This window comes from Streptomyces sp. NPDC043427 (assembly GCF_056436655.1).
Window position 1 is genome coordinate 58,194 of sequence record NZ_JBWKCC010000033.1, and the last position, 14,342, is coordinate 72,535.

Here is a 14,342-nt window from a genome sequence, read left to right on the forward strand (position 1 = left end):
TGAAGGCGCTGCCTACTTCGCCGCCGGCCTCGGCTGGGCGATCGGGGAGGCCGCCGCGGACTGGGGGGACTCCGCGTTCGCGTACACCGACGGGGCGGCGACCGCCGCCGTCGCGTCGAGGGCCGCCTCCTCCTCGGGGACGGCCGTCGCGCCGCCGACGATGCGGATGTCCGCCGCGTCGAAGGCCCGCTTGACGCGCCAGCGCAGCTCACGGGCGACGGTGAGGGACTTGCCGGGCATGGTCTTGGCCGAGATGTGGACGACCATCGAGTCCAGGAGCACGCTGTCCAGGCCGAGGACCTCGATCGGGCTCCACAACAGCTCGTTCCAGGGCTCTTCCTTGCTCATCTTCTCGGCGACCTCGTCGAGGATGGCCTTGACCCGGTCCAGGTCCTCGGACGCCTTCACGGTCACGTCGACGCCGGCCGTCGCCCAGCCCTGGGACAGGTTCCCGATGCGCTTGACCTCGCCGTTTCGGACGTACCAGATCTCGCCGTTGTCGCCGCGCAGCTTCGTCACGCGCAGCCCGACCTCGATGACCTCGCCGGAGGCCACGCCCGCGTCGATCGTGTCGCCGACGCCGTACTGGTCCTCGAGGATCATGAACACGCCGGAGAGGAAGTCTGTCACCAGGTTGCGGGCGCCGAAGCCGATGGCCACACCGGCCACACCGGCGGACGCCAGCAGCGGCGCGAGGTTGATCTGGAACGTGGACAGCACCATCAGCGCGGCCGTGCCCATGATCAGGAAGGACGCCACCGAGCGCAGCACCGAGCCGATCGCCTGCGAGCGCTGCCTGCGCCGCTCGGCGTTCACGAGGAGACCGCCCAGCGCCGTGCCGTCCACCGACTGTGCCGTGCGGCTCATGCGGTCGATCAGCTTGGTGATGGCCCGCCGCACGACCACTCTGAGCACCGTCGCTATGACCAGGATCAGCAGGACCCTGAGTCCGATCGCGAGCCACGTCGACCAGTTCTGCTCGACCCAGCCGGCGGCGTTCGTCGCGCTCTCCTGGGCGTCCTGGAGCGTGGGCACCGTCGGTGCCGTCGTCTCCGAGGGGGACGGGGAGGGCGACGGCGACGAACCGGCGGCCAGTACGACGGCGTCCGCAGGGGACATGGACACGGCAGGTACCTCCAGGTGCAACGGTCCACCCGTTCCGGTACGGCGGTCAGGTCGTCCAAGTCACGGATCGGTCACCGGACGGGCAGAACCACCACACTAACGGGGCATTGTGTGGGGGACGGACCGATGTGTGAAGGAGAGACTGTGCTCACCTGGGCTTGAACCGGTCATGATCCTGGGGATGTATCAGGGTGTGGTCGAAAACACTCCCAGCCCGTTACCGGGACATGGTGGCGCTTCCACCAGGCATGAGGAGAGACTGACTGCACATCGTCCCGGCGCGAGCCACGCGCCGCCGACGCCCAAGGAGGCATCCGTGCCGCATGTCCTGGTCCTCAACGCGTCGTACGAGCCGCTCGGCGTCGTACCGCTCCGCCGCGCGCTCGTCCTCGTCCTGGAGAACAAGGCTGTCTCCCTGGAGGAATCCGGCGCCTTCATGCACAGCGCAACCGTCACAGTCCCCGCACCCAGCGTGGTCCGGCTCAAGCGATTCGTCCGGGTTCCCTATCGGGGGCCCGTTCCTCTGACCCGTCGAGCGCTCTTCGCCCGCGACGGGGGCCGGTGCATGTACTGCGGTGGCGTCGCAACCAGCGTCGACCACGTCATCCCGCGCAGCCGCGGGGGCAAGCACGTCTGGGACAACGTGGTGGCGTCCTGCCGCCGCTGCAACCACGTGAAGGCCGACCGACACCTCGTCGAGATCGGCTGGCGGCTCCGCCACAAACCCGCCCCGCCGTCCGGCCTGGCCTGGCGCATCATCGGCACCGGCCATCGTGACCCGCGCTGGATGCCGTACCTGCAACCGTACGGCGCCGATGACGCCCTGGCCCGGATCGACGGCATCTCCGCCTGACGATCCGGGCCTTCGTATTGCCCGCCCCGAGGGTCCCCTGCGCTCCCGGGGCGGGCTGTCCTGGTGCGCTTCCGCGCGCTTTTCCGGTGCACTTCCGTGCGTGCTACACGTAACGCAGCTCCGCCGGGTGCACCGAGCGGCGCAGCAGAGGCAGTGAGGTGGCCGCCGCCAGCAGACAGCACGCGTACACGGCCACCGGGACCAGCAGTGCGACGTACGGCACGCCCGTGGGGGCGTCCATGGGCAGCGAGGCGTACCAGACACCGATCGCCATGCCCCCGACCCCCGCCACGGCCACCGCGGGTGCCAACGGCAGCGCGGTCTCCAGCAGCAGCGCCCGGCCCAGCACCGTCCGCGGCACTCCGGCGGCGGCCTGTGCGGCGAGGCCCCGGCGGCGGTTGGCCAGGGACTCGGCGGTGCCGACGGCCAGCCCGGAGAGGGTGATCGCGAGGGCGACCGCGATCGCGGCGGCGGTGAGGTTCAGGCCCGTCGTGTAGAAGGACATGTCCATCGCGAGCTCATTGCGCTCCTTCATGACGTTCAGCTCGGTCAGGAGCGTCTGCCGGATCCCCACGAAGCCCGTGCCGACGACCGTCACCAGCAGCACTGCCGCGTGGGTGCGGGCCGCGGCCCACGGGTCCTCGCGCAGCCGCTCCGCCGCGATCAGGGTCGCCGCCGACCGGGCCCGGGCCGCCAGCAGCCGCCCGGTGACCTTGGCCGCGGCACCCGCCAGCCACACCGTGCCCGCGCCGACCGCCAGGACCAGGCCGAACATCAGCAGCGGGAACTGGCCGTAACTGCGGCCCGGCTGGTTGCCCGAGGTGCCCGCGACGGCGAGGAGCGCCAGCAGCACCACCAGCAGAACCGCCCCCACGAACAGCAGCCCCGGGCCCCGCCCCGAGTTCGACCGCACCCGGCGCACCCAGCCGAGCGGCGACGTCACCACCCGGCGCAGCGCCAGCGCGCCCGCCGCCGAGCCCAGCACCGGCACCCCCAACGCGACCAGCGCGAACCCGACCCAGGCGAGGGCGACGGGGTGGTCCCACCGGCTCAGCAGCACCGTCAGCGCGGTGACCGTGGCGAGCGCCGAGCCCAGCAGACAGGCCAGCCCCGTCTCCAGCGCGGCGATCCGCCGCACCTGCGCCGGCGTGGCGCCGGCCAGCCGCAGCCCCGCCAGCCGCCGGTCCCGGTGCACGGCACCGATCCGGGCGCACTGCCCGAGGAAGCCGAGCACCGGCACGAGGAGGAGCAGCAGGCTCACGATCACACCGGACCGCTCGCCCGGATTGTTCAGCAGACCGTTGCCGACGGGCACCTGGTAGGACCCACGGAGGGAGGCCAGCGCGGTGGCGGCGAGCGCGAAGCCCGTCGCGAGCGCGGCGCCGGCCGCCGTGAGACCGACCCGCCACCATTCACGGCGGTCGGAGCCGCGGGTGAGCTGCCAGGCGAGCCGGACGTCGGTCGCGATGCCGGGGCTCCCTGGGCTCCCGGGGCTCCCCCCTGTGCGTGTCTCGGAGCTCATGCCGTCACCTCCGCCGGTGCCACCGTGCCGTCGATCAGCCGGACCTCGCGGTCGGCGTACGCCGCCACCTGGGCGTCGTGCGTGATCAGCAGCACCGACGTCCCGGACTCGCGCGCCGTGTGCATCAGCGCCGTCATCACCTGCTCCGTCGCGAGCGAGTCCAGCGCACCCGTCGGCTCGTCCGCGAAGACCACCTTCGGGCCGGTGACCAGGGCCCGGGCCAGCGCGACCCGCTGGGCCTGGCCGCCGCTCATCTCACCCGGCCGCAGCCCCTCCTGCCCGCGCACCCCGAACCGCTCCAGCCACTCGCCCCCTTGGGTGTGCGCCTCGGCGCGGGCGGCCCCGGCCAGCATCAACGGCAGCGCCACGTTGTCCACGGCCGTCAGCTCCGGGATCAGCTGCCCGAACTGGAAGACCACGCCGAAGTCCGTACGGCGCAGTACGCTCAGCCGCTTCTCGGACAGCTGGTCCAGCCGCTCCCCGGCGTACACCACCGAGCCCTCGTCCGGGCGGACGATGCCCGCGAGGCAGTGCAGCAGCGTGGACTTGCCGCTGCCGCTCGTCCCGGTGACGGCGAGGATCTCGCCGGCGTGCAGTTCCAGCGAGGCGCCGCGCAGCGCCTGCGACCTGCCGTGTGCCTTGGCGAGGTCACGGCCCGCGAGGAGCGGTACCGAGGTACCCCCGTTGTTGCTCATGCTGCGTCGACCTCCGCGGTCAGAGTGATCAGCCGGGCCGCCGTGGTGGTCATCCAGCGGAGGTCGGCGTCGAGGTGGTTGAGGGCGTAGTCCGCCGAGAGCACGGTCGCGAGATCCGCGCCCTTGGCTGTCTTCACCGCGGTGAGCTCACGCATCCGCTCCATGTGGGCGGTGCGCTGAGCCCGTAGATAGGCGGCCGGATCGCCGTTCGACAGGATCGAGACGACGACCTTGGCGAAGATCTCGTTCGTGACGAACGGCGCGGGCGGGGCGATCTCCCCGGCCCAGCGCGTCAGCTCACGCGCTCCGTCGTGCGTCGAGCGGTACATCGTCCGCTCCGGGCCGCCGTCCGAGTCGGTGCCCTCGACCTGCGCCAGGCCGTCGCGGACCAGGCGCTGAAGGGTCGTATACACCTGCCCGTAGGCCAGCGGGCGGGCCTGCGGGAAGCGTTCGTCGTGGCGTCGCTTCAGGTCGTAGCCATGGCTCGGCCCGGTAGCGAGCAGGCCCAGCAGGATGTGACGGGTGCTCATGGGGATCATTATGCACTCGGTATATGTACTGAGTGAATAGAGGGGGGCGGTGAGCCTGGTGAGGAGGGTGTGGTGGGTCGGGGTGAGATGGAACATGCGTCTCTTTCGGGGTTCATACGTCTGCCCTCGCGCCTGGTGGGTAGGGCTGCGATAACCCGTTACGACGAATACGAAGCCATACGTAGCCGTACGTAGCCGTAGTCGACGAAGGAGGCCCTCGTGGCCACACCGGTACACCCCGTTCTCTTCGCCCGCTCCAAACGCGTGCCCGCCCCCCGTACGAAGCCCTACTCGAAGTCCTGCGCCGAGTCCGACGGCGACGTCTGCATATTCAGCGCCGAGTCGGCCCACGCCGAAGCCCCCCTCACCAGCGAACCGCCCCTCCCCGACGCCGAACCGCTCACGAGCGAGCCGCCGCTCTCCGACGCGGCACCCCTGACCAGTGAGTCCGACGCCGCCCTGGACTCCGGCACCACGAGGCCGTAGATGACCCCACCCCGGCCGGTCCCCAGTGAGGACCTGTCCCGGCTCGCCGAACTGCACGGCGTCGCCACCTCCTACCGCCCCTCCCCGGACCGCACGGTCACCGCCTCCGCCGCGGCCGTCGTCCGCGCCCTGGCCGCCCTCGGCGTCGACGCCGGTACGCCGGAGGCGACGCTGGCCGCGCTGGCGGAGCGGGAGCGGGAACTGAGTGAGCGGCTGTTGCCGCCGACCGTCGTCGTGTGGGGTGGTGCCGAGGCGCCTGCCGTGCCGGCTGTGCTTGCCGGGTTGCCCGAGGGGACTCGATTGCGTGTCGAGACCGAGCAGGGTGAGGTTCGCGGCGATGTCGAAGACCTCCCGGCCGGGGTTCATGTTCTGACCGCGACCGCGCCGGACGGGCGCGCGGCGCGGTCCTTTTTGTCGTGGCGCCGCCGCGGTTGCCTGCGGCCGCCTCTCGGTCGTACGGGCTGCTTGTGCAGCTCTACTCCCTGCTGTCCCGGCGGTCCTGGGGGATGGGGGACCTCGGGGACCTGCGTGAGTTGGCGGGGTGGGCCGGGCGGGCCGTGGGGGCCGGGTTCGTGCAGGTCAATCCGTTGCATGCGGCTGTTCCCGGGCGTCCGACCGATCCGTCTCCCTATCGGCCGTCCTCTCGGCGGTTTCCCGATCCGGTGCATCTGCGGGTTGAGGATGTTCCGGAGTACGCGTATGTGGTGGGGGGTGGTGGTTCGGGTGGTGATGCGGGTGGTTCCGGTGGTTCCGTTGAGCGTGTGCGGGTGTTGTTGGGGCAGGCCCGGCGGTTGCGGGAAGCCGTGCTGGAGAAGGGTGCGCTGATCGACCGGGACGCCGTGTGGGAGCTCAAGCGGGAGGCGCTTGAGCTTCTGTGTGAGGTGCCGCTCGGGCCCGGCCGTCTGGCCGACTACTGCGACTTTCTCGCCGAGCAGGGGCAGGCGCTCGAGGACCATGCGACCTGGTGCGCCCTCGCGGAGGTGCACGGGGCGGACTGGAGACAGTGGCCCGTGAGGCTGCGGGATCCTCGCTCGGCGGAGACGGCGCGTGCGCGCGCGGAGTTGATGGAGCGGGTCGACTTCCACTGTCGGCTTGCGTGGCTCACCGACACTCAGCTCGCCGGTGCTCAGCGGGCGGCTCGGGAGGCGGGGATGCCGGTCGGGATCGTGCACGACCTGGCGGTCGGTGTGCATCCTGAGGGGTCGGACGCGTGGGCGCAGCAGGCGTACTTCGCTGAGGGGATGTCCGTGGGGGCGCCGCCGGACGCGTTCAACGCGCGCGGCCAGGACTGGGGGCTGCCGCCCTGGCGTCCTGACCGGCTGGCCGAGTCGGGGTATGCCCCGTACCGCGATCTTCTGCGAGCCCTGTTCCGGTACGCGGGTGCGCTGCGTATCGATCACGTCATGGGGCTGTTCCGGTTGTGGTGGGTGCCGCAGGGGGAGCCGCCTACGGAGGGGACGTACGTTCGCTACGACGCCGAGGCGATGCTGGCGATCCTGATGCTGGAGGCTTCGCGGGCCGGGGCGGTGGTGATCGGGGAGGACCTGGGGACCGTGGAGCCGGGGGTGCGGGAGGCTTTGCGGGAGCGGGGGGTGCTGGGGACGTCGGTGCTGTGGTTCGAGCGGGACTGGGAGGGGGACGGGCGGCCGCTGCGCCCTGAGGGGTGGCGGGCCGACTGTCTTGCCACCGCCACGACGCATGATCTGCCGCCCACTGCGGCTCGGCTGGCTGGTGAGCATGTCGAACTGCGGGACACCCTGGGGTTGTTGACCCGGGATGTCGAGACGGAGCGGGCGGAGGCGGCGGCGGACACGGGGGAGTGGTTGGCGCTGCTCGCTGAGCTCGGCCTGCTGGACGGGGCGTCCGGGGGGCTCGGGGGGTCGTCGGAGGAGGCCGAGATCCAGGCCGTCCACCGCTTTCTGCGGCGTACGCCTGCGCGCATGCTCGGCGTCTGGCTCCCCGACACCATCGGCGACCGGCGCCCGCAGAATCTGCCTGGTACGTGGGATCAGTACCCGAACTGGCGCCTCCCGATCGCTGACGCGGGCGGTCGGCCGGTGACGCTGGAGGAGCTGGCGGCTTCTCCGCGGGTGCGGGCGTTGGTGGAGGTGTTGAGGGAGGGGTAGGGGTGGCCGTGCGAGGGGCGTCGTGCGAGGGCCGGCCGTGCGAGGGCCGGTGGGTGGGTCGGGGGTGTGGCGGTGCGGCGAGCCCGTCGCGGGTCGCGCCCCTCTGATCGCTGCCACAGTGGACCGGCGTGGAGACCAGCTGAGCGACGGGCTGCGCCGCACCGCCACACCCCGCTCCCGCCGTAGGGCGGCATCCCCTTCGTAGGGCTTCCGGTGGCCCTCACCGGCCCACCGGCGTCTACCGCCTGGGCGCGAGTGGTGGCTTGTCAGCGTCGGGGTGCGTGGCTCACCCGGGGGCGGTTTCCTGCAGGGGAACGGGGGCCTCCGGCGTCCGGCGCCTCTCATACGGCACCCCGGGCGCGCACGTGCTGACGGCGTTCGCTACTTTTGCACTGTGGACAAGAAGAACGCCCTGCGCGCCGGCGCCCTGGCTGCCGGTACGACGCTGATGATGCTGCTCATGTCGTCCCCCGCGCTCGCGCTGACCCGCGACGACGGCGACGACCCCGGTCAGGGCCTGAGCGTCGTCGAGACGCTGGGCCTGTACGTCCTGGCCCCGCTTGTGATCTTCGCGGTGATCACCGGGCTCGTGATGGTCCTTGACAGGTCGACGGACCGTGAGCCGAAGGTGAAGGCGAAGGGCAAGTCCGAGGCGAACGCGAGCGCCTGACGCCCTGCGTCTCTCCAAGGCGCCGTTCCCGTCGTACGGGGCGGCGCCCTGTTGTGTGGTGGCTAACTCGGTGGGGCCTGTGTTCCCGCGAGCAATTCACGTAGAAGGTCGGCCAGTTGGCCGGCCTTTTCGTCGTTCAGGGCCGAGGCCAGGGCCTCCGTCTGGACGGCCAGGCCCGCGCCGACCGCCTCGTCGATCAGGGTCAGGCCCTTGTCCGTGAGGGTGACGTGCAGGGCGCGGCGGTCGTGCGGGTCGGGGGAGCGGCGCAGTAGGCCGGCGCGTTCCAGCTTGTCGAGGCGGCCGGTCATGCCGCCGGTGGTGAGCATGAGGGTCGCCGAGAGCTGGCGGGGGGAGAGGGTGTACGGCTCGCCGGAGCGGCGCAGGGTGGCGAGGACGTCGAACTCGCCCCGGGAGATCCCGAAGCGGGCGTACGCCTGCTCCACGCGGTCGCCCATCGCGCGGGAGAGGCGGTAGACGCGGCCGAAGACCTCCATCGCCCGGGTGTCGAGGTCGGGGCGGACGGCCGCCCACTGTTCGATGATCGCGTCCACCGGGTCTCGGGGGGCGGGGGGCTGCGGTGGGTGGCTCTGGGACATGGGGGCAGTATCCGGCCCGACTTCGCTCGGCCGCAAGAAAGTAGCTTGACGGAAAGTTGCTTAGCGCTAAGCTACTTTCTGTTAAGTTACTTTCGGAGAGGGTTCTCGTCATGACGGGTGAGGTCAGCACGGCGTCCCTGCCGGGGCGGTGGGCCCTGCCGGTCACCGCCGCCGTCAACGGTGTCGCGACCGGCATGTACGTCCCGTTCACGCTGGTGTTCTTCCACCACGTCACCGGGCTGTCCTTCACCGTCGTCGGCGCCGTGCTCACCGCCACGGGTCTCGTGGGCCTCGCCCTCCTCCCGCTCGTCGGGGCGACCGTCGACCGGTACGGCGCCAAGCGCGTGCAGTACGCGCTGTACGGCGTGCGCGTGGTGGGGTTCGTGCTCTACCCCTTCGCCCACTCCCTCGCCGCGTTCGCGGCCGTCGCCCTGGTCACCGCGGCCGCCGACCGAGCCTTTCCCGCCGTACAGCAGACCCTGCTCGGTGAGGTGGCGCGCGGGGCCGGGCTCGACCGCCTCCAAGCCGTCACTCGTGCGCTGCAGAACGCCGGGTACGGGGCCGGGGCGCTGACCGCCACGCTGGTCATCGCCTTCGCGGGCGGGACCGGCTACACCTGGACCGCCTGGGGCAACGCCCTCTGCTTCGCCCTCGCCGCGCTGCTGCTGCGCCCGCTCCGGCCGGTGCGGACAGGCGGGGGTGCGCAGGGGCGGCGTACGGGCGCCGGGTACCGGCTCGTCCTCGGCGACCGGCCCTTTCTTGTCGTCACGGGTGCCAACTTCCTCAACGCGCTGAACTACTCGGCCCTCTCGGTGCTCGTCCCGCTGTTCGTCGTGGAGTGGCTGCGGGGGCCCGCCGCGCTCTCCGGGGCCGCGTTCACCCTCAACACGGTGGTGTGCGCGGTGGCCGGGGTGTACGTGGGCGCCCGGGTGCGGCGGACCGGCGCCCGGCGCACCCGGGCCGCCGCCCTCGGCGGTGGCCTGTTCGCGGTCGCGTTCGCCGCGCAGATCGTGCTCGGCACTCTGCGTCCCGGCTCCACCGCGGTCCTCGGCACCGCCCTGGCCGCCGTGGTCCTCGTCCACACGCTCGGCGAACTGGTCCACAGCCCCGCCGCCGAGGTGCTCGCCGTGGCCGCGGCGCCCGAGGAGGTGCGCGGCCGGTACATGGCGGCCTACCAGATGTCCTGGTCGCTGGCGAAGACGGTGGCGCCGTCCTTGTTCACGGCCCTGCTCGCCGTCGACGGCCGGGTGCCGTGGGCCGTCCTGATCGTCACCTCGGCCGTCGCCGCGGGGCTGCTGCTCCGTGTGGAGCGTCATCTGCCGGCGGAGGCGGTCCGGCCCGTGCCGGTGACCGTCGCCCAGGGTGCGGCGGCCTCTCCCGCTGCCGCCACCGCGTAAACCACCCGCACTCTACGAAAGGCACCCGGCCATGCGACGGCTCGCGACCCCCTTGTTGACCGCTCTGGCTCCCGTCTCCTGGGGCACCACCTACGCCGTCACCACCGAGTTCCTCCCGCCCGACCGTCCCCTGTTCACCGGCCTGGTGCGCGCCCTGCCCGCCGGGCTGGTGCTGCTCGCCCTCGCCCGGGTGCTGCCGCGCGGTGCCTGGTGGTGGAAGGCGGCGGTGCTCGGCGCGCTGAACATCGGCGCGTTCTTCCCGCTCCTGTTCCTCTCCGCGTACCGGCTGCCCGGCGGCATGGCGGCCGTCGTCGGCTCGGTCGGGCCGCTGTTCGTCGTCGGGCTCTCGGCGCTGGTGCTGGGGCAGCGGCCTACCGTACGGACCCTGATGACCGGTGCCGTGGCCGCGTTCGGGGTCAGCCTCGTCGTGCTGAAGGCGGCCGGGGCGCTGGACGCGCTCGGTGTGGCGGCGGCCCTCGCCTCCACCGCGTCCATGTCGGCCGGCACCGTGCTGACCAAGAAGTGGGGCCGCCCGCAGGGGGTGGGCCCGCTCGCCCTCACCGGCTGGCAGCTCACCGCCGGTGGCCTGCTCATCGCCCCGGTCGCCCTGCTGGTCGAGGGAGCCCCGCCCGCGCTGGACGGGCGGGCGATCGGCGGCTACCTCTATCTCGCGCTGGCGAACACGGCCGTCTCCTACTGGCTCTGGTTCCGCGGCATCGGCCGTCTCACCGCCACCCAGGTCACCTTCCTCGGGCCGCTCTCCCCGCTGACCGCCGCCGTGGTCGGCTGGGCCGCCCTGGGGCAGGAGCTGACGCCGGTCCAACTGGCGGGCATGGCCCTGGCGTTCGGGGCGACGGTGGCGGGGCAGCTGGGGGCGGGCGGTCGGCGGCGGCCGACCGTACCGGTCGTCTCCTCGGGGAGCAACCCGCTGACGACGGCGTCGCGCCGGTAGGACGTCCTAGGGTCTTTCGTTTGGATCAGGCCGGACCCGGCGAGCCCGGCCTGATCCAAACGAGAGACCCTGGAGCGAGGGGCGCCTGGCATGGCACCGGGCGCCCCTCACAACACACGTACCGACGTCTACTGCTGCGCGTCCGCGGCCTGGGCCCTCAGCGCGCGCTCCACGCCCGACCGGTTCTCCGAGAGCAGGCGGCGCAGGGCCGCGCTGGGCTCGGCGGAGGCCAGCCAGGTGTCCGTCTTGAGCAAGGTCTCCTCGGAGACCTGGACGGACGGGTAGAGGCCGACGGCGATCTGCTGGGCCATCTCGTGGGAGCGGGACTCCCAGATGCCCTTGACCACCTCGAAGTACTGGTCGGCGTACGGGGCGAGCAGCTCGCGCTGGTCGGTCTGGACGAAGCCGCCGATGACCGCCTCCTGCAGGGCGTTCGGGAGCTTGTCGGACTCGACGACCGACGCCCACGCCTCGGCCTTGGCCTCCGCCGTCGGGCGCGCGGCGCGGGCGGTCGCCGCGTGGCGCTCGCCGGCCGCCGTCTTGTCCCGCTCGTACTCGCCCGCGATCTCCGTCTCGTCGAACCGGCCCACGGCCGCCAGACGCTCCACGAACGCCCAGCGCAGCTCGGTGTCGACGACCAGACCCTCGATGGTCTGGGTGCCTTCGAGCAGCGCGTCCAGCAGGTCCAGCTGCTCCGGCGTACGAGCCGTCGCCGCGAAGGCGCGCGCCCACGCCAGCTGGTGGTCGCTGCCCGGCGCCGCCGCGCGCAGGTGGGCCAGCGTGGCGTCCGTCCAGCGGGTCAGCAGCGCCTCACGGGCGGTCGGGTCGGCGTACAGGTCGATCGCCAGCTTCACCTGGCGGTGCAGCGACTGCACCACGCCGATGTCGGACTCCTTGCCGATGCCGGACAGCACCAGGGAGAGGTAGTCGCGGGTGGGCAGTTCGGCGTCCCGCGTCATGTCCCACGCCGACGCCCAGCACAGGGCACGCGGCAGGGACGACTCGAAGTCGCCGAGGTGCTCCGTGACGAACGCGAGGGACTTCTCGTCCAGGCGGACCTTGGCGTACGACAGGTCGTCGTCGTTGAGCAGGACGACATCCGCGCGGCGCTTGCCGGCCAGCTGCGGCACGGCCGTCAGCTCGCCGTCGACGTCCAGCTCGATGCGCTCGTCGCGCACCAGCTTGCCGCTGTCGTCGAGGTTGTACAGGCCGATGGCGATGCGGTGCGGGCGCAGAGTCGGCGCACCCTTGGCGCCGGCGGGCAGGGCGGGGGCCTCCTGGCGGATGGCGAAGGAGGTGACCACGCCGTTCTCGTCGGTCTCGATCTCCGGGCGCAGGATGTTGATGCCGGCCGTCTGCAGCCAGCTCTTCGACCAGGACTTCAGGTCGCGGCCCGAGGTCTCCTCCAGGGCGCCCAGCAGGTCGGACAGGCGCGTGTTGCCGAACGCGTGCGCCTTGAAGTACGCCTGCACACCCCGGAAGAACTCGTCCTCACCGACGTACGCGACCAGCTGCTTCAGCACGCTCGCGCCCTTGGCGTACGTGATCCCGTCGAAGTTGACGAGCACGTCCTCCAGGTCGTTGATCTCCGCCATGATCGGGTGCGTCGACGGCAGCTGGTCCTGGCGGTACGCCCACGTCTTCATGGAGTTGGCGAACGTGGTCCAGGAGTGCGGCCAGCGCGACTCGGGGTGGGCCGCCTGGCAGGCGATCGACGTGTACGTGGCGAACGACTCGTTCAGCCACAGGTCGTTCCACCACTCCATGGTGACCAGGTCGCCGAACCACATGTGGGCCAGCTCGTGCAGGATCGTCTCCGCCCGCAGCTCGTACGCCGCGTCCGTCACCTTCGACCGGAAGACGTACTGGTCGCGGATGGTGACCGCGCCCGCGTTCTCCATCGCGCCCGCGTTGAACTCCGGCACGAACAGCTGGTCGTACTTCTCGAACGGGTACGCGTAGTCGAACCGCTCCTGGAACCACTCGAAGCCCTGCCGGGTCACCTCGAAGACGGCGTCCGAGTCGAGGTACTCGGCGAGGGAGGGCCGGCAGTAGATACCGAGCGGGACGCTCTGCCCGTCCTTCTCGTACACGCTGTGCACCGAGTGGTACGGGCCGACGATCAGCGCGGTGATGTACGACGAGATGCGCGGCGTCGGCGCGAACTCCCAGACGTTGTCCTTGGGCTCGGGCGTGGGCGAGTTGGAGACGACCGTCCAGCCGTCGGGCGCCTTCACCGTGAACTGGAAGGTGGCCTTCAGGTCCGGCTGCTCGAAGCTCGCGAAGACCCGGCGGGCGTCCGGCACCTCGAACTGCGTGTACAGATAGGCCTGCTGGTCCACCGGGTCGACGAACCGGTGCAGACCCTCACCGGTGTTGGTGTACGCGCAGTCGGCGGCCACGCGGAGCACGTTGCGCCCCTCCAGCAGCCCCGGCAGGGCGATCCGGGAGTCCTTGAACACCTCGGCGGGGTCCAGGGCGTCCCCGTTGAGCGTCACCTCATGGACCGTCGGAGCGACCAGGTCGATGAAGGACTCCGCGGTCCCGTTCTCCATGCCGTCCGCCGCGACGTCGAAGCGCACCGTGGTCACGGACCGGTAGGTACCGCCCTCCTGCGCGCCGCAAAGGTCGAGATCGATCTCGTACGAGTCAACGGTGAGCAGCTTCGCCCGCTGCTGCGCCTCTTCGCGAGTCAGGTTTGTGCCAGGCACGCGGTCATCTCCTCGTTATGTGTGGGTTGCGCCATCCTTCCACGCGAACAACGCGGGGGGCGACGATCACGTGCCCGTCGATCCGCTTCCCTCACTCATGGCCGCGCGAACGTGATGTCGCGAATCCGCCGGTGCTGCGGGAGAGGTGCGCGGGAGGCTCGACGCATGACGACCCGGACCACCACCTGCACCGCCGCTCACACCCCTCGGCCCATCCCGGCGGACACCCTCGCCGAGCTGCGCTCCACCGACGACGCGGGCAGTCCCGCCGTCCCCGTGACCGACGAGGAGGGTGGCTCCCCGCTGCGCTGCTGTCTGCGCCACAGCGAGCCCGGCGAACTGCTCGCCCTCGTCTCCTACGCCCCCCTGCGCCGCTGGGCGGCCGAGACCGCCGCGGATCCCGGCCCGTACGACGAGCAGGGCCCCGTCTTCATCCACGCGCGCGCGTGCGAGGGCCCGGCGGGGGACGGTCTGCCGTTCACCGGCTCCCACCGCACCGTCCGCCGCTACTCCGCAGACGGGCACATCCTGGGCGGACGGCTCGTCGAGGACCCCGAAGGGTTCGAGTCGGCCTTCGCCGAGGCGTTCGCCGACCCCGAGGTCGCGCTGGTCCATGTCAGGGCCGTCGAGTACGGCTGCTTCCTGTACGAGGTGCGTCGCGGCTGACGGGTGCGCCGTG

The 14,342-nt window shown here is 71.8% G+C and carries 13 protein-coding genes; 7 read left to right on the top strand and 6 right to left on the bottom strand.

Translation table 11 applies throughout. The features are described from left to right. Window positions 1–12 precede the first annotated feature (12 nt). Complete coding sequence (locus AC067M_RS37235; RefSeq protein ID WP_478701495.1) at window positions 13–1,119, bottom strand: mechanosensitive ion channel family protein; 1,107 nt, start codon at window positions 1,117–1,119, stop codon at window positions 13–15. A 322-nt stretch (window positions 1,120–1,441) separates the two neighbouring features. Here AC067M_RS37235 and AC067M_RS37240 point away from each other — a divergent pair, with 322 nt between their 5' ends. Beyond that, the gene (locus AC067M_RS37240; RefSeq protein ID WP_133926226.1) at window positions 1,442–1,978 is read left to right on the top strand and encodes an HNH endonuclease; all 537 of its coding nucleotides are present in this window, start codon (window positions 1,442–1,444) and stop codon (window positions 1,976–1,978) included. 103 nt (window positions 1,979–2,081) lie between these two features. Here AC067M_RS37240 and AC067M_RS37245 read toward each other — a convergent pair whose 3' ends face one another. The 3 genes from AC067M_RS37245 to AC067M_RS37255 are packed head-to-tail and all read right to left on the bottom strand — an operon-like array spanning window position 2,082 to window position 4,725. After that, entirely contained in the window at window positions 2,082–3,500 is a 1,419-nt protein-coding gene (locus tag AC067M_RS37245; protein ID WP_478701450.1) for an FtsX-like permease family protein, read from the bottom strand. After that, window positions 3,497–4,195, bottom strand: coding sequence for an ABC transporter ATP-binding protein (locus tag AC067M_RS37250; protein ID WP_478701451.1), 699 nt, complete (start codon window positions 4,193–4,195; stop codon window positions 3,497–3,499). The genes AC067M_RS37245 and AC067M_RS37250 overlap by 4 nt, the downstream gene beginning before the upstream one ends. After that, window positions 4,192–4,725 carry a PadR family transcriptional regulator gene (locus AC067M_RS37255; protein WP_478701452.1) on the bottom strand — a complete coding sequence of 178 codons (534 nt, stop codon included), beginning with the start codon at window positions 4,723–4,725 and terminating at the stop codon, window positions 4,192–4,194. The genes AC067M_RS37250 and AC067M_RS37255 overlap by 4 nt, the downstream gene beginning before the upstream one ends. A 264-nt stretch (window positions 4,726–4,989) precedes the next feature. Here AC067M_RS37255 and AC067M_RS37260 point away from each other — a divergent pair, with 264 nt between their 5' ends. From AC067M_RS37260 to AC067M_RS37270, 3 genes are all read left to right on the top strand, one after another. Continuing rightward, window positions 4,990–5,211: a hypothetical protein gene (locus tag AC067M_RS37260; protein ID WP_478701496.1), complete on the top strand. Its 222-nt coding sequence runs from the start codon at window positions 4,990–4,992 to the stop codon at window positions 5,209–5,211. 506 nt (window positions 5,212–5,717) lie between these two features. After that, entirely contained in the window at window positions 5,718–7,337 is a 1,620-nt protein-coding gene (malQ, locus tag AC067M_RS37265) for a 4-alpha-glucanotransferase (RefSeq protein WP_478701497.1), read from the top strand. Window positions 7,338–7,731: 394 nt separating this feature from the next. After that, a complete protein-coding gene (locus tag AC067M_RS37270; protein ID WP_478701453.1) occupies window positions 7,732–8,007 on the top strand; it encodes a hypothetical protein in 276 nt (91 codons plus the stop codon). A 62-nt stretch (window positions 8,008–8,069) separates the two neighbouring features. Here AC067M_RS37270 and AC067M_RS37275 read toward each other — a convergent pair whose 3' ends face one another. Then, the gene (locus tag AC067M_RS37275) at window positions 8,070–8,603 is read right to left on the bottom strand and encodes a MarR family winged helix-turn-helix transcriptional regulator (protein WP_478701454.1); all 534 of its coding nucleotides are present in this window, start codon (window positions 8,601–8,603) and stop codon (window positions 8,070–8,072) included. Window positions 8,604–8,713: 110 nt separating this feature from the next. Here AC067M_RS37275 and AC067M_RS37280 point away from each other — a divergent pair, with 110 nt between their 5' ends. Further along, entirely contained in the window at window positions 8,714–10,000 is a 1,287-nt protein-coding gene (locus tag AC067M_RS37280; RefSeq protein WP_478701455.1) for an MFS transporter, read from the top strand. Window positions 10,001–10,031: 31 nt separating this feature from the next. Continuing rightward, window positions 10,032–10,952, top strand: coding sequence for an EamA family transporter (locus tag AC067M_RS37285; protein ID WP_478701456.1), 921 nt, complete (start codon window positions 10,032–10,034; stop codon window positions 10,950–10,952). A gap of 128 nt (window positions 10,953–11,080) precedes the next feature. Here AC067M_RS37285 and pepN read toward each other — a convergent pair whose 3' ends face one another. Continuing rightward, window positions 11,081–13,663, bottom strand: coding sequence for an aminopeptidase N (gene pepN / locus AC067M_RS37290; RefSeq protein WP_478701457.1), 2,583 nt, complete (start codon window positions 13,661–13,663; stop codon window positions 11,081–11,083). Between the two features lie 165 nt (window positions 13,664–13,828). Between pepN and AC067M_RS37295 the strand changes: the two genes are divergently transcribed. Continuing rightward, window positions 13,829–14,329 carry a DUF1203 domain-containing protein gene (locus AC067M_RS37295; RefSeq protein ID WP_478701458.1) on the top strand — a complete coding sequence of 167 codons (501 nt, stop codon included), beginning with the start codon at window positions 13,829–13,831 and terminating at the stop codon, window positions 14,327–14,329. Window positions 14,330–14,342 lie beyond the last annotated feature (13 nt).

Excerpts from the sequence above, each read along its gene's own strand:
- AC067M_RS37275 (WP_478701454.1), bottom strand. The coding sequence starts at position 8,603 with ATGTCCCAGAGCCACCCACCGCAGCCCCCCGCCCCCCGAGACCCGGTG.
- AC067M_RS37255 (WP_478701452.1), bottom strand. The coding sequence starts at position 4,725 with ATGAGCACCCGTCACATCCTGCTGGGCCTGCTCGCTACCGGGCCGAGC.
- AC067M_RS37245 (WP_478701450.1), bottom strand. The coding sequence starts at position 3,500 with ATGAGCTCCGAGACACGCACAGGGGGGAGCCCCGGGAGCCCAGGGAGC.
- AC067M_RS37250 (WP_478701451.1), bottom strand. The coding sequence starts at position 4,195 with ATGAGCAACAACGGGGGTACCTCGGTACCGCTCCTCGCGGGCCGTGAC.
- malQ (WP_478701497.1), top strand. The coding sequence starts at position 5,718 with ATGGGGGACCTCGGGGACCTGCGTGAGTTGGCGGGGTGGGCCGGGCGG.
- AC067M_RS37235 (WP_478701495.1), bottom strand. The coding sequence starts at position 1,119 with ATGTCCCCTGCGGACGCCGTCGTACTGGCCGCCGGTTCGTCGCCGTCG.
- AC067M_RS37295 (WP_478701458.1), top strand. The coding sequence starts at position 13,829 with ATGACGACCCGGACCACCACCTGCACCGCCGCTCACACCCCTCGGCCC.
- AC067M_RS37285 (WP_478701456.1), top strand. The coding sequence starts at position 10,032 with ATGCGACGGCTCGCGACCCCCTTGTTGACCGCTCTGGCTCCCGTCTCC.
- AC067M_RS37280 (WP_478701455.1), top strand. The coding sequence starts at position 8,714 with ATGACGGGTGAGGTCAGCACGGCGTCCCTGCCGGGGCGGTGGGCCCTG.